General features: G+C 57.2%; 15 protein-coding genes. 9 read left to right on the forward strand and 6 right to left on the reverse strand.

The window, feature by feature from the left end:
- Positions 1-42 precede the first annotated feature (42 nt).
- Entirely contained in the window at positions 43-1,626 is a 1,584-nt protein-coding gene (locus AC2FIB_RS07815; protein WP_496734585.1) for an ABC transporter substrate-binding protein, read from the reverse strand.
- Positions 1,627-1,853: 227 nt separating this feature from the next.
- Positions 1,854-2,774, reverse strand: a complete 921-nt coding sequence (locus tag AC2FIB_RS07820; RefSeq protein ID WP_496841901.1) for a LysR family transcriptional regulator — start codon at positions 2,772-2,774, stop codon at positions 1,854-1,856.
- 344 nt (positions 2,775-3,118) lie between these two features.
- Between AC2FIB_RS07820 and AC2FIB_RS07825 the strand changes: the two genes are divergently transcribed.
- From AC2FIB_RS07825 to AC2FIB_RS07835, 3 genes are read left to right on the forward strand one after another with little or no spacing between them, the layout of a single operon-like run.
- On the forward strand, positions 3,119-6,865 hold the full coding sequence (locus tag AC2FIB_RS07825; protein WP_496841902.1) for a beta strand repeat-containing protein: 3,747 nt from the start codon (positions 3,119-3,121) through the stop codon (positions 6,863-6,865).
- A gap of 59 nt (positions 6,866-6,924) precedes the next feature.
- Complete coding sequence (locus AC2FIB_RS07830) at positions 6,925-8,682, forward strand: type I secretion system permease/ATPase (RefSeq protein WP_496841903.1); 1,758 nt, start codon at positions 6,925-6,927, stop codon at positions 8,680-8,682.
- The gene (locus tag AC2FIB_RS07835) at positions 8,679-10,049 is read left to right on the forward strand and encodes an HlyD family type I secretion periplasmic adaptor subunit (RefSeq protein WP_496841904.1); all 1,371 of its coding nucleotides are present in this window, start codon (positions 8,679-8,681) and stop codon (positions 10,047-10,049) included. The genes AC2FIB_RS07830 and AC2FIB_RS07835 overlap by 4 nt, the downstream gene beginning before the upstream one ends.
- A gap of 70 nt (positions 10,050-10,119) precedes the next feature.
- On the opposite strand, the gene AC2FIB_RS07840 is transcribed toward AC2FIB_RS07835, so the two are convergent.
- On the reverse strand, positions 10,120-10,737 hold the full coding sequence (locus tag AC2FIB_RS07840) for a TetR/AcrR family transcriptional regulator (RefSeq protein ID WP_496734591.1): 618 nt from the start codon (positions 10,735-10,737) through the stop codon (positions 10,120-10,122).
- Between the two features lie 207 nt (positions 10,738-10,944).
- On the opposite strand from AC2FIB_RS07840, the gene AC2FIB_RS07845 reads away from it, so the two are divergent.
- The 5 genes from AC2FIB_RS07845 to AC2FIB_RS07865 all read left to right on the forward strand — a co-directional run bounded on the left by AC2FIB_RS07845 (position 10,945) and on the right by AC2FIB_RS07865 (position 15,486).
- Entirely contained in the window at positions 10,945-11,874 is a 930-nt protein-coding gene (locus AC2FIB_RS07845) for an AEC family transporter (protein WP_496734593.1), read from the forward strand.
- Positions 11,875-11,975: 101 nt separating this feature from the next.
- A complete protein-coding gene (fghA, locus tag AC2FIB_RS07850) occupies positions 11,976-12,809 on the forward strand; it encodes an S-formylglutathione hydrolase (RefSeq protein ID WP_496734594.1) in 834 nt (277 codons plus the stop codon).
- A 3-nt stretch (positions 12,810-12,812) separates the two neighbouring features.
- Positions 12,813-14,270, forward strand: coding sequence for a Si-specific NAD(P)(+) transhydrogenase (gene sthA, locus AC2FIB_RS07855; RefSeq protein ID WP_496734596.1), 1,458 nt, complete (start codon positions 12,813-12,815; stop codon positions 14,268-14,270).
- Complete coding sequence (locus tag AC2FIB_RS07860; protein ID WP_058272080.1) at positions 14,267-14,722, forward strand: YaiI/YqxD family protein; 456 nt, start codon at positions 14,267-14,269, stop codon at positions 14,720-14,722. The genes sthA and AC2FIB_RS07860 overlap by 4 nt, the downstream gene beginning before the upstream one ends.
- A 143-nt stretch (positions 14,723-14,865) precedes the next feature.
- Positions 14,866-15,486 carry an HAD family hydrolase gene (locus tag AC2FIB_RS07865; protein ID WP_496734598.1) on the forward strand — a complete coding sequence of 207 codons (621 nt, stop codon included), beginning with the start codon at positions 14,866-14,868 and terminating at the stop codon, positions 15,484-15,486.
- Between the two features lies 1 nt (position 15,487).
- On the opposite strand, the gene AC2FIB_RS07870 is transcribed toward AC2FIB_RS07865, so the two are convergent.
- Complete coding sequence (locus AC2FIB_RS07870; RefSeq protein WP_496841905.1) at positions 15,488-16,726, reverse strand: MFS transporter; 1,239 nt, start codon at positions 16,724-16,726, stop codon at positions 15,488-15,490.
- Between the two features lie 146 nt (positions 16,727-16,872).
- Between AC2FIB_RS07870 and zapE the strand changes: the two genes are divergently transcribed.
- A complete protein-coding gene (gene zapE, locus AC2FIB_RS07875; RefSeq protein ID WP_282119425.1) occupies positions 16,873-17,931 on the forward strand; it encodes a cell division protein ZapE in 1,059 nt (352 codons plus the stop codon).
- 76 nt (positions 17,932-18,007) lie between these two features.
- Here the strand turns inward: zapE and AC2FIB_RS07880 are convergent, their stop codons facing one another.
- Positions 18,008-19,282: a bifunctional folylpolyglutamate synthase/dihydrofolate synthase gene (locus tag AC2FIB_RS07880; protein WP_496734602.1), complete on the reverse strand. Its 1,275-nt coding sequence runs from the start codon at positions 19,280-19,282 to the stop codon at positions 18,008-18,010.
- The gene (gene accD / locus AC2FIB_RS07885) at positions 19,279-20,211 is read right to left on the reverse strand and encodes an acetyl-CoA carboxylase, carboxyltransferase subunit beta (RefSeq protein ID WP_496734604.1); all 933 of its coding nucleotides are present in this window, start codon (positions 20,209-20,211) and stop codon (positions 19,279-19,281) included. The genes AC2FIB_RS07880 and accD overlap by 4 nt, the downstream gene beginning before the upstream one ends.
- Positions 20,212-20,248: the final 37 nt, after the last annotated feature.

Genomic DNA, 20,248 nt, shown 5'->3' on the forward strand with positions numbered 1-20,248 from the left:
CCGGAGCCGCCAATTGGGCGGCTCCGGTCGTTGAGTGGTGGTTTATTCGACGCTCACACCGTAGAAGATGTGGCCGCCCAGCGGGTGCACTTTATAGCCCTGAACCTTATTGCTCATCGGCATGTACACGACCGAGTGCGCAATGGTTGCCCACGGGGCCTGCTCTTTGAAGATGACCTGGGCATCTTCATACAGCTTGGTGCGTTCAGCCTGATCCGTGGACTGTTTGGCCTTCAGGATCAGATCTTCGAATGGCTCATGGCACCATTGTGCTCGGTTCGACGCTTCGCGTCCGTCACAGCCCAGCAGAACCGCCAGGAAGTTGTCTGGATCGCCATTGTCACCGGTCCAACCCAGAAGAACGGCGCCGTCACGGTCCAGATCTTTCGAACGCGACAGGTACTCACCCCATTCGTAAGACACAATCTCGACGTCCACGCCAACCTTCGCGAAATCCGCCTGGATCAGTTCGGCCATACGGCGCGCATTCGGGTTGTACGGACGCTGTACCGGCATTGCCCAAACCTTCATCGACAGGTCGGAAACACCTTCGGCTTCCAGCATCGCCTTGGCCGCTTCTGGATCATAGGCATCGTCGGTGATCGCGTCGTTATAGCCCCACATGGTCGGCGGGATCGGGTTCTTTGCAACCTGACCCGAGCCCTGGAACACCACGTCGATGATCGCGTTCTTGTCGATTGCCATGTTCAACGCCTTGCGGACGTTCGGGTTGTCGAAGGGCGCCATTGTGGTGTTATAGGCCAGATAGCCAACGTTCAGGCCTTCCTGCTCCAACATGTTGATGTCGGCATCATCCTGCATCGCCTGAATGTCAGCCGGGTTCGGATACGGCATGATGTGACATTCGCCCGCCTTCAGCTTCTGATAGCGCACGGATGCGTCCGGAGTGATCGCAAAGATCAGATTTTCAACATCCGCCGGATCCTTCCAGTAGTCGGCATTCTGGGCATAGCGGATCACGGCGTCTTTCTGGTACGCCAAGAACGAGAATGGGCCGGTGCCGATGGGTGCGGTGTTCAGCTTTTCAGGTGTTCCGGCTTCCATCATCGCATCTGCATATTCTGCAGACAGGATCGAAGCGAAATCCATCGCCATGTTGGCAACAAACGGCGCCTCAGGCTTGGTCAGAGTAAATTTGACGGTGTAGTCGTCGACCTTTTCAATGGACTCGACCAGATCGGGCATACCCATACCCTTGAAGTATTCCCACGTACCGCCAGACACCTGATTATAGGGATGGCTGTCATCCTTTTGGCGCATGAATGAGAAGATCACGTCATCCGCATTGAAATCGCGGGTCGGCGTGAACTCGTCATTCGAATGGAACTTCACACCCTGACGCAGCTTGAATGTGTACTCCAGGCCATCATCACTGGCTTCGACGCTTTCGGCCAGACCGGGGATAACGTTGGTCGTGCCGGTTTCGAATTCCAGCAGGCGGTTGTAGATCGGGTGCGATGAGGCGTCAAAGGTGGTTCCGGCCGTAAAAAGCGCCGGGTCAAACCCTTCGGGTGAACCTTCTGAACAATAAACCAGCGTGTTGGCCTGCGCGGCCGCGCTGGACAGGGCAATTGCCGCTGTTGCAGCTAATAACTTAAGTTTCATGATTGTCTCCCAGAAAAATTTTCAATCGGCTTTCGCGTTGCTTTTGTTGTCCAAGCAATTCCAGACGACTCTCATCGTCGCGAAATCTGTGCCCAATGTATCCAAAATACAAAATCCATTGTCAACTCACTTTGATAGCTCTTGCACAGCTTGACCAAATGCAAAGGAAGCAGCCGAAAGACTGCCTCTCTTCATTGCGTTGTCTGATCAAAGGGATCGACGGGTATTTATTGCGAGAATGTTGGGGTCACACCAACCGGTGGCCGGTCCTGAATATATGCCCCGACACGGTTCAGCACAGGGCTTCTGGGGCATCCCGGGCGGGTCGCGGCCCCAAGGTTGCGCAGATTTCCCGGGCCCTCAAACGGAACAAAACACAAGGGCCATTTGTCCCGCTTGAATTGCTCGGCCGCCAGAGCCGACACAATTGTGCAGTCGTCGGAATGACAAATGTGTCGGCAGATCGTTTCAAACCTCAGCGCGCTCAGATCAAACCGCTTGGCGACTCGGATCGCAGGATCAGCTTTGGGCAAACGGTCCTCAAGTTCATAGCCAAAACTATGAGGAAGCCGGATGAAGTCATGCGGAGGCACATCCTCTGGCGCAATAGAGGGAAGCATACAAAGTGGGTGCCCTTCACGCATGGCCAGAAACAATGGCTCGGCCCAAATTGACGTGAAAGCCAGAGCGTCGCTGTTGTTGACTTTGGCCACCAGCGCCATGTCCAATTGATGATCTTCCACCATCTGTAACATGTTTTGCGGAAGGTCCTCGATCATGGTCACACGCATCCGCGGGTACAAATCGCTGAACAACCCTGAGAAGTACTGCGTCAGGTAGGGTGCTAGCGTTGGTGTCATGCCAATCCGGTACGTGACGGCCTCGGGGTCGCGGTATTGGGTGGCAGTGTCGCGGATCTGTTGTGCATCAGACAGGATGGATTCAGCTATTTTTAGGATGTTTTGACCAAATGCTGTTGGGCGCACTTCGTTATTCAGTCGTAGAAACAGTTCAACACCCAGTTCCTGTTCCAGCTTCTTGATCTGGTTCGACAGCGCAGGTTGCGAAACGTTGCACGCAACCGCCGCCTGGCTGAACTTGCCATGTTTTGCAATGGCGAGCACATACTCCAAATCTCTAAAATTCATCCGCTCAGTCTCTCTGCGGTCATACACAAGCGGCTCGAAACCACCCCTTTATGTACCTTAAAGCGGGCAAAACTGCATGAAATCCCGATCAACTCCGCTGACAAAACTGTTAACCGGCGCATTCGAATAGAACATCACGCTCGGCAGGAAAATTGTAACGTGTTGATTTATTTGATGTGGCATTTCCGGATTCTCACGGAAACCGTGATTAATTGCGTTGGTTATACGGCCGATTTGCAGGATGAATTTCAGCTGACCCGGGGTGCCGTCTACCCCTTTGCTACGTGGAATGCCCGACACACAGGGCGGACTGCCAAACGTAACAATTTATGACGGAGTACCCCATGCTGTCCCAACTTCTGACAAGCCTGCGCGCTCGTCTCTTGACCACGTCTACAATAGCGCAAGAGACCACCCGCGACGGCCAAACCCTTTTCAAGAACTTCTTTCAAAGCACCGTTGTAGATGACACCCCGGCTTTCGTGCTGGCAAATGACTTCTCGCGTTTGCTGAACTTTGGTGAAATCATCACCAACAACGCCGTAGCTGCCGTTCAGGCGCAGGGGCAGGAAGTTGATGTGTTCAACTTCCGCTCTGGGCGGATCGAGGCGAACAACGGCCCCGACGCATTGGCCACCGGCGTTCAGGTCACCGGCAGCGCACAGGTTCGCAACTTTGGTGAGATCGCGGGTGAATTCAACGGCGTTCAGTTTGCAGGTGCTCAAAGTTCGGGTGGCTTGGACAACTTCCGCGGCGGCGTGATCAGCTCTGACAGCCGTTCAGTCGACATTCAGGGCCAAGGCATTGATGTTCGCAACTTCGGTGACATCATCGGCACCGGCGATCAGCGCAATGGTACGATCTACACCAACAGTACTGCCGAAGACATCTCGATCTCGAACTTTACGGGTGGCACGATTGACGCGGGCGAAGGCAACCAGGGCGCGGGCATCTCGTTGCAGATCGGCGATGAGGTCGGCGATCGCGTGGAAACCGACATCTTCAACGGTTTTGGCGCGACAATTCAAGGCCGTGGCCAAGGGGCCGCCAATACCGGGCTGGCCGGCGACGGCATTCGCATTGACGACGGTGCCGAAGGTGCCACGTTGGAAACCGAGATCGTCAACAGCGGCCTGATCTCGACCGAAAGCAACCAAGGCACGGCCGCCGGTATCCGCATCGCGGATGGGGTAAACGCCGAAGGCGAGATCCTGAACACGTCCACCGGCGTGATCGAAGGCCCGCGCAATGGTCTTTACATCGGCAATGGTGAACATGATCTGCACGTGCTGAACTTTGGCACCATCCAATCCGGAAGCCGGGCGGTGAACATCGATGGCTCGGGTATCGACCTGATCAACGGCGGCGACATTCTGGGAACCAACGACCAGCGTAACGGTACCGTTTATGCCGACGGCACCGCAGATGACTTTTCGGTCCGCAATCTGACTAATGGCACAATCGACGCGGGTGAGCACAACCAGGGTTCGGGTTTCGCAACAGAAATCGGTGGAGCCGCAGACGGTGCCAATACGTTCTCATTGGAAAACGATGGCCTAATCCAGGGTCGGGGCAACGGCGCAGCAGGCACTGGCCTGGCCGGAGATGGTATCCGCATCGGCAACCCCGGAAATCAGGGCATCGCCGAAGCGACCATTGTCAACCGTGGCGAGGTGCGTTCGGAAGGTGCCAACGGCACGGTAGCCGGTGCGCGTGTTGTGGATGGCGTGAGCTTTCAGGGCGAATTTACCAACGCCGGCACAATCTCGGGTGTCCAAAGCGGCGTCTACTTTGGCAACGCGGATCATACGGGTGGTCGTTTCGTCAACGAGGCAGGAGGCGTTGTGTCCTCGGACAGCCGGGCGTTCAACATTGATGGCACGGGGCTTGAGGTCGACAACCAAGGCAACATCCTTGGCACCGGAGATCAGCGCAACGGTACGGTTTATGCTGACGGAACAGCGGATGACTTCTCGGTACAGAACTCAGGGCTGATTGACGCTGGTGACGGCAATCAGGGTTCTGGCTTTGGTGTGGAAATCGGTGGTGCAGAAGATGGTGCCAACACATTCACACTGGAAAACACGGGCGTGATCAACGGGCGCGGAAACGCTGGTGCGGCCACGCCGCTTGCCGGTGATGGCGTTCGTATCGGCAACGTTGGCAACACCGGCACTACCGATGCGAGGATCTCCAACTTTGGCGGGATTTTCTCTGAAGGTGCCAACGGCACGGTCGCCGGCATCCGAGTTGTCAATGGCGTGAACTTCCAGGGCACATTGCTTAACGCGGGTGCCATCGAAGGTGTGCAAAACGGTGTCTACTTTGGCACTGGTGACCACTCGGGCGGGTCGTTTGTCAATAGCGGCACCGTTTCCTCGGACAGCCGGGCACTGAACATCGATGGTAACGGGCTTTCCGTTCAGAACCTGGGTGCCATCTTAGGTTCAGGCAATCAGCGCAACGGCTCAGTCTACGCTGATAGCACGGCAGACAACTACACCTTCACCAACACTGGTCTGGTGGACGCAGGCGAGGGCAATAACGGCTCGGCTGTTTCGCTGCAAACAGGTGACATTTCAGGCGATGTCGTCTCGGCGGCGATTGTAAACGAAGGTGTGTTGCAGGGCCGCGGCGATGCCACCGAGGGCAACCAGGTCGGCAATGGTCTGCGCCTGTTCACGGGTCAGGAAGACGCCTCCTTTGCCGGGGTTGTCATCAACGAAGGTCTCATTGCCGGGTCCGAACAGTCGGACGCTGCAGCCGGTATTCGTATCGACGGCGGTCTGAACCTTCTGGGTGCGATCCTAAACGAAGGCGAAATCCGCGGCACGGTCAATGCGATCGATGCATCGGATGCCGGTGACGTTACGATCGTCAACGACGACGAAGGTGTGATCAACGGCAACGTCCTGCTGGGCGATGGCAATGACATCTTTGTTGATCTGGGTACCACCAACGGTGACATCAACGGTGGCGCAGGTGATGACGTTTTGATCGCTGGCGATGCAGACAATGTGCTGACCAGTGGTCTGGGCAATGACTTCATCGACGGAGGAGACGGCATCGATACAGCCGATTTCTCGGATCTGGATGTCGCAGTCGAGGTCCGTCTGGACGCCAATGGCAACGGCACCGCCACGCGCGATACCGGGTTCAACGTCTCGATCGTGGATGCGGCTGTTGTGGCTCCGGACCAGTTTGGTGCGAATATCCCGGATGGAGGCTGGTTTGTAGAAGAGGCCGTTCTGGGCAATCTGTACTACAACATTCACACCTCCGACTTCCCTGCCGGGGAAATTCGCGGGCAGCTTCTGGTCGACGGCGACGTGACCGAGAACGGGATACGCACCGTCACGCTAAGCGGCGGTCTGGACGCGGCGCAAGAGCCTGGGCCGACATCGGACAGCGAGGCCTCTGGCAACGCAACCGTTGTCATCACTCAGAACCTTGCAACCGGCGAAGTCACCTACTCGAGCGAGCTGAGCGTTGTGGGCCTGAACGAAGCCGACCTAAACACGCCGATCCCCGGTGCTGTATCGGCAATCCATCTGCACAATGCACCAGCGGGCGTAAACGGCCCGGTCGTGCAGGACACGCTGGTGGATGCGAGCGCAACTCTGGATGTTGACGCAACAGGCGGTACCGGCGTTGTCGGGCTGGACGTGATCGACAATCAGGTCGAAACCGACGTGCTGGTCTCGATCGAGAATGTTATCGGCTCCAATGATGGTGACCTAATTGTCGGCAGCGATCTGGAGAACGTTCTGAACGGCGCGGATGGCGATGACCTGCTGAACGGCGCGGATGGCGATGACCTGCTGAACGGTGAGGGCGGCAATGACGTCCTGATCGGTGGCGAAGGCGCTGACACCTTCCTGTTCCAGGGCACCTTCGGTGACGACACAATCTCGGACTTTGAAACGGGCGTCGACAGAATTCAGATCAGAGATCTGGGCCCTGACTTCGACGGCGGTCCGAGTACCGTTCAGGATGGTGACGACGCCGTCATCAGCTTCGGCGACGCAGGCTCGATCCGTCTGGCCGGTGTCGACGCCGCGGACCTGACCGAGAACGACTTCATCGTTTAACCAATCAACAGCGGGGCGGCCTAGGTCGCCCCGTTTGCCAAACCGGAAAGGGTTCCCTGATGCCCCAGAAAACCAATCCCGTGAAAGCCGCCTGGGGGTCGCTGCGCAAGGGCTTTGTTGCAGTTGCCTTCTTCAGCTTGTTTCTGAACCTTCTGATGCTGGCTGGTCCACTTTATATGCTGCAGGTCTATGACCGCGTCCTGACCAGTCAAAATGTCGACACTTTGGTCGCGCTGTCTGCATTGTTGGCTGGTGTTTTCGTTGTGGTCGCCTGCCTTGACCTGATGCGGATGCGCATTTTGGGACGTCTGGCCGCCCGCTTTGAGCTGAACGTTGGTGCGCCGGTCCTCGGCGCTGCGATGCGCCGCCGTGTCCATGGCGAAGCCGAGGCTGGAGAAAACCTTGTCGAAGACGTGAACGGCTTTCGTGAATTCATCTCGGGAACCACGCTGACCGCGTTTTTCGACGCGCCGTGGATCCCGCTCTATTTGCTGGTCCTTTATGCCCTTCACCCCTATCTGGGTCTGCTTGGTCTCGCCGGGGCCGTCATGCTGACGATCATGGCCCTGATCAACAACTCGCGCGCCCGCGAACCGATGCGGTCAGCTTCGCAAGCGCGCGGTCGTTCAGATGCATTGTTCAGCATCAGTGACAAAAACGCCGAGCTTGTTCAGGCGCTTGGCATGAAATCCGATTTGCTGCGGCGCTGGACCTCGCTTCAGGCTGTGGCCCATCAGCACAAGACCCGTGCCGCTGACCGGGTTGCCAGCTTTTCTGTTGTGTCCAAGACCGTTCGGATGGGTTTGCAGTCGGCCATTCTGGGACTTGGCGCGGCGCTGGCCATCACCGGAGAATCCACGGCTGGCGTCATGATTGCGGCAACCATTGTGCTGGCCCGTGCACTGGCCCCAATTGACCAATTGATCGGTCAGTGGCGCAGCTTTCTGGCCGCGCGCGGATCGTACTCCAAGCTGGCAAAACTGACCGAAGAGTTTGCTGAAGCCCCACCCAATCTGCACCTGCCGCGCGCGTTCAAATCTCTGGACGTTAAGATTGCGCAGGCTGGCCCCCCGCGTGCCGTCAACGCCTCGCTCCGCCAGATCGACTTTGGCCTTGTGCCCGGAGATGTGTTGGCAGTTATCGGGCATAGCGGTTCGGGCAAGACCACCTTGGGCAAGATGATTGCCGGTATCTGGCACCCCCAACGGGGCGAGGTTCTGCTGGACGGCAGCCCGATGTCCAAATGGAACCACGAAGATCTGGGCAAGCAGATCGGATATCTGCCGCAGGATGTCGAACTGTTCGACGGTACGATCCGCGAAAACATCGGGCGCTTCTCGGTCGCCATGGATGATGCCGAAGTGCTGCGTGCCGCCCGCGAGGCCGGTGTCCACGAAATGATCAGCGCCCTTCCTGACGGATATGAAACGCGCATCGGTCGGGGTTTCTTCCTGTCAGGTGGTCAACGTCAGCGGCTGGCACTGGCCCGGGCGCTTTATGGCGATCCGTTTGTGTTGATTTTGGACGAGCCGAATTCGGATCTTGATGCCGAAGGCGAACAGGCCTTGCGCGATGCGATCACGGCGGCCCAGTCCCGTGGCGCAATCTGCATCGTCATGACCCATCGTCCTGCAACGCTGCAGGCTGCCAACAAAGTAATGGTCCTGCGAAACGGCGCCCAAACACAGTTCGGGGACAAAGAGGACGTCCTGAAGGTTAATCGCCGGAACGTTCTGGACAAACCGACCCAATCCGGAGCGCACGAACCCACCGCGCGCTCTGCCAATACAACTCAGATCAGCGGAGCTGCCCAATGACCCAGTTGATGAAACGCCCACAATCCCCGAATGTGCTTACTGCCCAGGATGTGCAAGTATTGGACATCACGACCGAAGCCTCTGGCATCAAACGCTATGTCCTGTTCGGGTTGTTTACCCTGATGGCCTTCGTTGGCGGCAGCGCCTATTGGGCCTTCGCATCGAAACTGGATGGGGCGGTGGTCGCGCCGGCCTCGTTTGTGGTGGAAGGTGACCGCAAGACGGTCGAACATCTGGATGGTGGGATCATTGAAACGATCCTTGTCACGGACGGTGAATTCGTTCAGGCAGGTCAGCCCCTCGTACGGCTTGACAGCTCGGATATCGACGTAGATCTGAGTGTCTTGGGCAGCCAATTGGGCGAGTTGTCGGTCCGGCGCGCCCGCTTGCTGGCGCAGATTAACGGCACGGACAGGTTTGACGAACCAACCGCTTTGGCCGGGTTCAGCGATGGAATGCAGCGGCTGCATTGGTTGTCGCCTTACCTGACGCAGAAACAACTATTTGACGCCGAAGCCCGCGCCCGCTGGACCGAGGCTCAAATCAACGCGCAACGCATTCAGGGGCTGCGCAATCAGATTGCCGGACTGAACGAACAACGCCTCTCGACCCAAAATCAGAAGGACATCACGCAGGTTGAGCTGTCCAATCTGAAATCTTTGCTGGACAAAGGGCTTGTCGCCGTCACGCGGGTCAGCGCGCGCCGGATCGAATTGGAACGTCTGGGCGGTGTCGATGCGTCGTTGCGCACCCAGATCGCGCAGGCCCAGGACCAGGTGCAAGAGTTGCAGCTGTCCCTGCTCAGCCAACAAAAGCTGCGCGACGAGGTGATCGCCGGAGAGCTTGCGGTTGTGGATGCCCAGCTTGATCTGATCCGGTCACAATATTCAGGGGCATCGGAACGGTTGAAACGAACACAGGTCCTGGCCCCTGCCAGCGGGCGGGTCGTTAATTTGGCAGTATCTACAACCGGCGGCGTCATTCGCCCCGGAGAGGCAATCATGGATATTGTTCCCGCCAATCAAGCCCTGATCGTCGAAGCACGTATCAAGACCGCCGACATCGACAAGTTGCAGATCGGTAAGGCAACGCGCATTCGCCTGTCAGCCTTTACGCAGACCGATGTGCCTGAAGCCAGCGGTCGGATTTTTGACATCTCAGCCGACGCGCTGGAGGACGATCGCACCGGCGAGCCTTATTACAAAGCCCGGGTGAAACTAGATGCCGATCAACCCACCGAAGTCGCCGCACTGGATCTGTTGCCAGGAATGCCCGCGGATCTGTTTGTGAAAACCGGCGAGCGCGCAGTAATCAGCTACCTGTCACAACCAATCAGTGACCGGCTCGCCAAGACTTTTATCGAGTGACTTGTTTTGCCCGCATCCGGCTTGCCGGGTGCGGGTCGTTCACGTCTTTCTCGTGATTAAATGCAGCAGGTTAGACGCCGTATCGCGCCATGAACATATCAACGGCCTGCGTCGCAATTGCATCCAACTCTGCTTTGGAAAAGCTCTTTTGAACGCCAATGGCAGCGCGGGTCCAAATCCGAACCTTGCATAGTTCACTGAACTGTTCGGCTGCCAATTGCAGGTCGTCGATGGCCAACTCTCCCTTGTTGACCGCCTTTTCCAGATACTCGACCATCTGGCGCTGACCGTTCTGCGGCCCGGCCTCATAAAATGTTTGGCCCAGCTCCGGGAACCGGTCACGCTCGGCGATGCAGATGCGGAACATCTGTTGCGAGAAGTCCGAGACCAAAAAACTCGTGAGCTCTGTTGCAGCGATTGTCAGAACTTCGCGTGCCGGTTTGCAATCGTCCACCATCGCCACGACGTTTTCCGCCATCCGTCTACACTCGACCTGCGCCACTTCCATGAAAAGCAGCCGCTTATCGGGGAAATAGCTGTATAGCGTGGCCTTAGAGACCCCGGCAGCACGGGCTATATCGTCGACGCTTGCACCTTCGAAACCATCCGCCATGAAAACCTCTCGGGCTCCGCGCAGGACCTGATCAAATTTTCGGCCTGTACGCAGAATGACGGCTGCTTCGGTCATGTACTCTCCTTCGGTCGATTGGGTGACAAATGTTTAAACCGTTCAGTTCAGATACAACAAATCGCACAATTAGCAGGCATCTGGCAACACAGATGACGTTAGGTTTTCGATTAACCAGTTAAGTTAATTTACAACGCGCGTCCCCAAAACCCTATAATTGGCCCGTCATATCTTGCAGCCTGTGTGTTACGTGCTACCACTTTGCACATGGTCGATATCTTTCTGCGCACACTGCCCTTTTTTGCGATCATCGGCTTGGGATACTGGGCTGGGCGCAGTCGATTTTTTTCTGAAGAAGCAACGGCGTACCTGACGAAATTCGTTTTCTATTTTGCGCTGTCGGCTATGCTGTTTCGCTTTGCCGCCACCCTGCCCTTTGCTGATATTTTCAATGCAAGGCTAGTCGTTGGATACTTGATCGGAACCGCCGCTGTGTACGTCTTGGCGACGGTTGTCGCATGGATACGTCGGCTTGATATCCCGACCGCAGCGGTAGAGGCGCAATGCGCGGCCATCGGCAATGTCGGTTTTCTGGGCCTGCCCATGCTGGCGCTGCTGTTTACCGAAGCCGCGATTGGCCCGGTTATGCTTGTTCTGACGGTTGATCTGGTGGTTTTTTCATCCCTGATCGTCATCTTGATAAATGGCGGGCGCGACGGGCGGTTGACGCCTGCAACCTTCCGACTGATCGGGATCGGGTTGATCAAGAATCCGATGATCGTTTCGATCTCGGCGGGAATGCTCTGGTCCGCGTTGCAGATTCCTGTTCCTGTCCCATTGAACGATTTCCTGACAATTCTGGGCGGGGCAGCCACACCGGGTGCCCTGTTCGCTATCGGAGCTTCTCTGGCCAGCAAATCCGCCGAACGCGTTCACATTGCAGGCTGGCTGAGCTTTTGCAAACTTGTCGTTCACCCAGTCTGCGTTGCCGTTGTGTTGATTTGGATTTTGCCCGTGGCTGCATTTCCTGCTTCTGTCGCAATCGCCGCCGCGGCACTGCCGGTGGCGGGTAACGTATATATGCTGGCCGCCCATTACAGGGTGGCCCCGCACCGTGCATCAGCTGCGATACTACTGTCCACAGCGGCCAGCATTGTGACGGTGCCATTGGTCATCGCCTGGGTCGGAACGCCCTGATCTAAGCCTTGTGAAAAATGGCACACCAAAGCCGCGCAGCCTTTACGTATCGAGCGTGTAAGGATAGCCATGTCGCAAACCTAACGTAAGGACAAAGCCAAATGGAAACCCTTTCGGAAAATGCATGTTTCGGAGGCGTTCAGGGCGTCTACCGCCACGCCTCGACTGCCTGCCAATGCGACATGACCTTTGGCTTATTCCTGCCGGCCGAGGCCAAAGACGGCCCGGTTCCGGTTTTGTGGTATCTGTCAGGCCTGACCTGCACCCATGAAAACGCAATGACAAAAGCAGGCGCGCAGGCCTGGGCGGCCGAACAAGGCATCGCTGTGGTCTTCCCGGACACCTCGCCGCGTGGTGAGGGTGTCGCCGATCACGATGATTACGATCTGGGCCAGGGCGCCGGGTTCTATCTGAACGCCACGCAGCAGCCTTGGGCGCCGCATTTCAATATGTGGGATTACGTGGCCGAAGAATTGCCTGTTTTGCTGACCGAAAACTTCGCAATCGACGCGGAGCGTCAGGCCATAACCGGACATTCGATGGGAGGGCACGGAGCGTTGACACTGGCTATGAACCTGCCGGGGCGCTTCCGGTCTGTGTCCGCTTTCGCACCCATTTCAAACCCGACGGGTGCGGATTGGGGTCGCAAGCAACTCAGCGCCTACCTAGGCGATGATCAGACGGCATGGGCCAAACACGATGCCTCGGTCATGATGAAAGAAATCGGCTTTGACGGCCCTATCCTGATTGACACTGGGGCCAGTGACCAATTCATCGACCTGTTGCGCCCCGAAACTTTGGCGCAGGCGATAGCGGAACGTCGTCAGCAAGCAATCTTCCGTCTTCAGCCAGGCTATGACCATTCGTATTTCTTCGTGTCGACCTTCATGGAAGACCACATCACATTCCACGCCGAGGCGCTGTACGGAGACTGAGGCATGAGCAAATACGACTATGACCTGATTATCATTGGGTCCGGCCCTTCGGGTCGATCGGCCGCAATTCAAGCGGGCAAGTTGCAACGGCGCGTATTGGTGATTGACCGCAAGGACCGGTTCGGCGGCGTATCCGTCCACACCGGCACGATCCCATCAAAGACGCTGCGTGAAACGGTACTGAACCTGTCTGGCTGGCGCGAGCGCAGCTTCTATGGCCGCTCGTACCGCGTCAAAGATCAGATCCGGGCCGAAGACCTCAAGGCGCGTCTGCATATGACGCTGGATCATGAAGTTGACGTGCTGGAACACCAATTCAACCGCAACCATGTGGAGACCCTGAACGGGTTGGCCAAATTCGTTGGGCCTCACGAGATTGAGGTTGCCACTGATGCCGGTGAAACCACGAGACTTACAGCGGCCAAGTTCCTGATCGCAACCGGAACAAAAACTTATCGCCCGGATTATGTGCCATTCAACGGAAAGACCGTTGTGGACGGTGACGATTTTCTTGAGATGGCAGAGATCCCACGCTCGCTGGTCGTGATAGGTGCCGGAGTGATTGGCGTGGAATACGCCACCATGTTCTCGGCATTGGACGTTCGGGTGACATTAATTGAACCTCGTGAAACCTTCTTAGATTTCATCGACACCCGCCTAATCCATGATTTCACCCATCAGATCCGCGAAAACGGCGTGGACCTACGTCTGGGCTCAGCCGTTCAAAAGATAGAAGACGCCGGGGGCCATGTCGAAGTGACTCTCGAGAATGGCCGCCACGTGCGAGCTGAGATGCTACTGTTCGCCGCCGGGCGCATGGGGGCGACATCGGCATTGAACCTGCAGGCCGTTGGCTTGGAAACCGATCATCGCAATCGGATCGACGTGGATCGCAAGACGTATCAAACTGCAGTGCCGCATATCTACGCGACTGGCGATGTGATTGGGCACCCATCATTGGCCTCAACCTCGCTGCAACAGGGCCGCGTGGCTGCATGCCACGCGCTGGAAACCCCTACTCTGCCGGAAAGTCCATGGTATCCTTACGGCATTTATTCGGTCCCCGAGATCTCAACTTGCGGCATGTCCGAAGAGGAACTGCAAGAACGCGGCATCCCATACGAAGTCGGCGTGGCGCGGTTCCGGGAGACTTCGCGCGGGCATATCATGGGGTTGGAGCACGGCATGCTGAAGATGCTGTTCTCACTGAAAACCCGCCGGGTGCTGGGCGTGCAGATCGTGGGTGAAGGCGCGACCGAGTTGATCCATATCGCGCAGGCAGTCCTGAATCTGAAAGGCACGGTGGATTACTTCGTGCAGAATACGTTCAACTATCCGACCCTGGCCGAGGCCTATAAGATCGCTGGTTTGGATGCTTTCAACCGGATGCCAATCCCGGACGAGTTCAAAGTGCGCAAGAAACCCGCTGAAAATACCGAGAAGAAGGCCAGGAAAGCGTGACGACGCTCTATATCGATGGCGATGCCTGCCCCGTGAAAGCCGAGGCTGAACGGGTTGCAACTCGGCACAAAGTTCCGATGGCACTGGTGTCAAACGGTGGCTTGCGGCCGTCTGCAAACCCATTGGTGCAGGTGGTCATCGTGTCTGAGGGTGCGGATGAGGCAGACAAATGGATCGCCGAACGATGCGGCGCAGGGGACGTAGTGGTAACCTCGGATATCCCGCTGGCCGCAAAATGTGTTGAGGCCGGCGCTCGGGTCCTCCGTCCAAACGGTGAAGCCTTTACCGCGGCCAATATCGGCCAGCAACTGGCCATGCGTGATTTGATGGCCGACTTGCGCGCATCCAACCCATTGGGCGCGGGTGGCGGCGGAAAACCCTTTGGCAAAGCTGACCGATCCCGGTTTTTGGACGCCCTGGAACGTGAGTTAAGGGCTGCGCAGCGGGGCTAATCCTCCCGCTTGCCAGCGACGCATCAAAGATGCGTCTTTGACAATTGGGCCGGGCAGCGCTGCGCGCTGCGGTTGTGCCTTGAACAATCCCGTCGCGCTTGGTTCAGTGGCACCAACTAAGGAACAAGAAGACAGGTACGTACATGTCGGTGAAAGCTGTTGTTTTTGACATCGGGAATGTTCTGATCGAATGGCAACCCGAACGCTATTACGACCAGGTCATCGGGGAAGAGCGCCGTCGTGCCATGTTCTCGGAAGTTGACCTGCACGGGATGAACGACTTGGTTGACGAGGGTCATCACTTCACTGACACAATCTATGATTGGGCCGAGAAATACCCGGAATGGCGGGATGAAATCCGCATGTGGCACGACAAGTGGATCGAGCTTGCCGCGCCCGAGATCCCCCACTCGGTCCGTCTGCAACGGGCCTTGCGGGCCAAAGGCGTGCCGGTTTTTGCTTTGACCAATTTCGGGGTGCAAAATTTCGACTATGCGACGACGGTTTACCCGTTCCTCAACGAGTTCGACAAACAATACGTGTCGGGACGGATGCAGACCGTCAAACCGCATGTTCCGATCTATGAAATGGTCGAAGCGGACTGTGGACTACCGCCCGAGGCGCTTTTGTTCACCGATGACCGACTAGAAAATATCGAAACGGCGCGCGCCCGTGGATGGCAGACGCACCACTTTACCGGCCCACAGGGTTGGGCGGACCGGCTGCTGCAAGAAGGTCTCCTGACGGTCGAAGAGGCGCTATAGCTCAGGCGGTGACGGGCGTTGGGCGGTTTTCGCGAATGGGCAGATGGACAATGGCACTGAACGCCCCAATCGCGACTCCGATCCACCAGACTATGGTGTAGTCGCCGTACTGGTCATACATGTGCCCGCCCAACCAGACGCCCAGGAAACTGCCGACCTGGTGGCTGAAAAATATGATCCCATACAGCGTTCCCATGTAGCGCAGCCCGTAGAGATGCGCGACCAACCCGGAAGTAAGCGGAACGGTGGCTAGCCAAAGCGAACCCATGACCAGCGAAAATACGATGACCGACAGGGGCGTGATCGGGAACACAATGAAGGCCGCCGCCGCAAGTGTGCGCGCCGTATAGACACCTGCCAGAAGGTATTTTTTGGGAAAGTGGTTCCCGGCCCAGCCCGCCAGCAGCGTGCCCCCTATATTGGCCAGACCAATCAATGAAATTGACACGGCCCCTAGTGCTGATGTGGTTGTGATGCCAATAGAATGCAGAACGCCACCGGGTTGTATGGGTCCGCACATCTCGGTTACGAAAGCGGGGAAATGTGCGGTGATGAAGCCAAGCTGATAACCGCAGCTAAAAAAGCCCAAAAAGATCAGCGTATAGGATGGATCGCGGAACGCTTTGGTCAGGATCTGGCTCATGCTTTCTTCGAGCTCTGCCTTGCTGGCGGCCTGCGGGGCGCGCATGAACGGCAGTGTCAGCACCAGTGCCAAGATCGCTGCGGCGAATACAATGAACACCTGCTGCCAAGGCATAAAACTTAGCATCCATTCGGCTGTAGGCGCCCCCAGAACCTGACCGAAACTGCCCGCAGCTGTGATAATCGCAAGCGACATAGAGCGGTTTTCGTCCGACGATGCCCGCGCCACCACGGCAAGCACCACGCCAAATCCTGTTCCCGCGATACCGAACCCCACAAGCCATGCGTACATTTGGTGCTCGAACGGAGTGACGGACCAGGCCGACAGAACCATACCCGCCGCGTAGGTCAGAGCCCCTAGAATAATTGCGCGCCTGTCGCCGACCTTTTCGGCGATGGCCCCGAAAACCGGCTGCCCAATGCCCCAGGCCAAATTCTGAATTGCGATTGCCATCGAGAAGTCCGAGCGCAGCCAGCCGAATTCATCTGCGATGGGGATCTGAAACACGCCAAACGATGCGCGCACGGCAAAACTGACGGTGATGATGATACATCCGACGATCAGGATGGGGTTCAGCAAGCGTGTGTGTTGGGGCATTAGGTCCTCGGGCGTTCAAGAACCAGACGTTACGGCGTTTAGGTTGTGCGTCAATTCAGGAGTTTTGCGGTCACGGATCAGCAAAATTGATGCGTCCGAGAAATGGCTGCTTTTCAACGGGCAAACCGGGCGCTATGCCTCAAAACATGACGGGTTTGATATCGCTTTATGACACGCAGGTGGCCGACGGCACCCTGACCAGAGACGACGCTCAAGAGGCCGTTCTTCCTCATTTCGAACGTATCCGGGCGGCATTGGCCGAACCTGTGAAACGGGGGTTCTTTCGAAAAGCCCCGCCGCCGCCCAAAGGTTTATACCTGTGGGGCGGAGTCGGGCGCGGAAAATCCATGCTGATGGATATGTTCGTCGACTCTTTGGCAGACATCCCCGCCCGCCGAGTGCATTTTCACGCCTTTATGCAGGAAATCCACGCAGGCATGCACAAGGCCCGTAAGGACGGGGTTGAAGACGCGCTGGCTCCTGTCGCCGCCTCGGTGATCAAGTCCGCGCGCGTACTGGCGTTTGACGAAATGCAAATTACCGATATCACGGACGCGATGATTGTTGGTCGTCTGTTCGATCTGCTGCATGAAGGTGGCACCGTGGTCGTGACGACATCGAACCGCCATCCGGATGACCTGTACAAGGACGGGCTGAACCGTCAGCTCTTTTTGCCCTTCATCGCACATATCAAAGAACAGCTTGAGGTGTGGGAGCTGATCTCACCGACGGATTACCGGCAAAACCGACTGGAAGGAGCGCCTGTTTATTTTACGCCCATAGGTCCCGAAGCGCGCGAGAGCATTCGCAGCGTCTGGAACGACCTGGCCGGAGGCGCGGCGGACCCGCTGATTCTGCAGGTCAACGGTCGTGCGGTAGAACTGCCCGCTTTTCGAAACGGCGTGGCGCGGGCCAGTTTTTATGACCTTTGTGGAAGGATGCTGGGCCCGGCAGACTATCTTGCCATCGCGGAAGAGGTCAAAGTTCTGGTGCTTGAGGACATCCCACGTCTGTCGCGCAATAATTTTAACGAAGCCAAACGGTTCGTAACGTTGATTGATGCTCTGTATGAGGGAAAAGTCCGCTTGATCTGTTCAGCTGCGGCAGAGCCCGAGATGCTGTATGTCGAAGGTGAAGGCACATTTGAGTTTGAACGCACCGCGTCGCGCCTGCGCGAGATGCAGGATCAGGATTGGGGGCAATAGGGGCGCTGCCCCCGCCGTGCTTTGCGCGACTCCCCCAGGATATTTGGCCAGATGAAGCTGTGCGGATGCGCCTTTTTCAGCCGTTCTCGCGCAGAATATTACCGGCCAGATATAGTGATCCACAGATCAAAACCCGCACCTGCGGGTCATCTTCAGTAATTTTTCTCAGGGCCTCGGCCACACTATTGGCAGTAGACGCTGCTAGCCCAACCCGAGAAGCGGCTTCAGCGGTGTCGTCAGCGCTCAGCGTATTTACCTCGCTCGGGATAGAGACTGCCGTCAGGCTTTGCGCCTGTGCGGCCAGCGGCGCCAGATACCCGGTGACGTCCTTTGTGTTCAACATCCCACAGATCATATGGGTTGGACGTGCAGGCAGCTTCGCCAGTAGATCGGCCAATGCCAAACCCGCGGCCGCGTTGTGACCGCCATCCAGCCAGAGCTCGGCCTCGGGGGCCTGTTCGACCAGAGGGCCGGTTTTCAATCGCTGCATGCGGGCTGGCCATTCAGCCTTGGTCACCGCAGCCTCATAGGCGTCTTCCCCAAGATCCAGATGACGCAATACCGCTAGCGCGGCGCCGGCGTTTTGATACTGATGTGCGCCCAACAGATTTGGCAGCGGTAGATCGCGCAGGCCAGTTTCGTCCTGATAGACGAGCCGCCCGTTTTCTTCGGTGACGTGCCAGTGTTGGCCATGCACCAACAAAGGTGCACCCAGACGCGCGGCGGTGTATTCAATGACCTCCAGCGCCTCGTCCTGTTGCGGGCCAACGATGCAGGGAACACCGGGTTTGATGATGCCGGCCTTTTCCGCGGCGATCTTACCCAAGGTATCGCCCAGAAATTGCTCATGGTCGATTGAAACCGGCGTGATGACCGTTACCGCTGGGTCGTGAATGACATTGGTCGCATCCAACCGGCCACCCAACCCGACCTCAAGCAACGTGTAGTCCGCCTTGGACCGGGCAAAAGCCAGCAGGGCCGCGCAGGTCGTGATCTCAAAATACGTGATGTTCTCGCCACCGTTGGCGGCATAACATTCGTCCAGAACCGCCGTCAGATCCGGTTCGGAAATGAGTTCACCCGCCAGACGAATACGCTCATGAAACCGGGCCAGGTGGGGCGAGGTATAGGCATGGGCGGTCAGCCCTGCCCCTTCCAGCCCCGCTCGGATCATGGCCTGGGTCGAGCCCTTGCCGTTGGTTCCCGCGATATGGATCACCGGCGGCAGTTTGTTTTGCGGATTGTCCAGCGCGGCCAGCAGACGCCAGACACGATCCAAGGTCAGGTCAATGATCTTGGGATGCAGCGCCATCATCCTTTCCAGGATGACGTCCGATGTCTGAGAGGTCATTTTTCTTCCACGTCTTCAGCCGGGGCTTCTGCCACTGCATCTTCAGATTCGGGCGCAGGCAGATCACCTTTGACCGCCGGAGGCTGGTTCATCAACATCCGCGTGATCGTGATCAGCTCATCGCGCATTTCGGTCCGCTTGGTCACACGGTCCAACATGCCGTGATCCAACAGGTATTCCGCGCGTTGGAAGCCTTCGGGCAGCTTTTCCCGGATCGTCTGTTCGATCACGCGTGGACCGGCAAAACAAATAAGCGCATTGGGCTCTGAGATATGGACATCACCCAGCATCGCGTACGAAGCCGTCACACCGCCCGTCGTTGGGTGAGTCAGCACTACGATGTAGGGCAGATTTGCCTCTTTCAGCATTTCTACTGCCACGGTTGTGCGGGGCATCTGCATCAGGCTTAGGATACCTTCCTGCATCCGTGCGCCGCCAGCGGCCGAAAACAGGATCAGCGGGCGCTTTAGCTTCACCGCCTCTTGCGCGGCCGCGATGATCGCGTTGCCGACATACATGCCCATGGATCCGCCCATGAACGAAAAGTCCTGCGCAGCTGCCACAATCGGGGTTCGGCCAATTTCACCCAGGGCGACCAACATCGCTTCTTTCTCGCCCGTTTTCTTTTGGGCGGCTTTCATCCGGTCGGGGTACTTTTTCTGATCGCGGAATTGCAGCGGATCGTCTTTGGGCGCGGGAACCTCGACCTCGGTAAAGATCCCACCATCAAACAGATGATCGAACCGCTCGCGCGGAGTGATCGCCATATGATGATCGCACTGGGTGCAGACATTCTGGTTTTCTGCCAACTCACGGTGAAACAGCATGGTTCCGCATTCATCGCATTTGTGCCAAAGATTCTCCGGCACTTCTCGGCGCGAGAAGATCGAGTTGATCCGTGGGCGGACGTAGTTTGTAATCCAGTTCATATCGGAACCTTGGCTTGTGCGGCTTTGACGTCAAATA

The organism is Ruegeria sp. YTSA072, assembly GCF_059610285.1.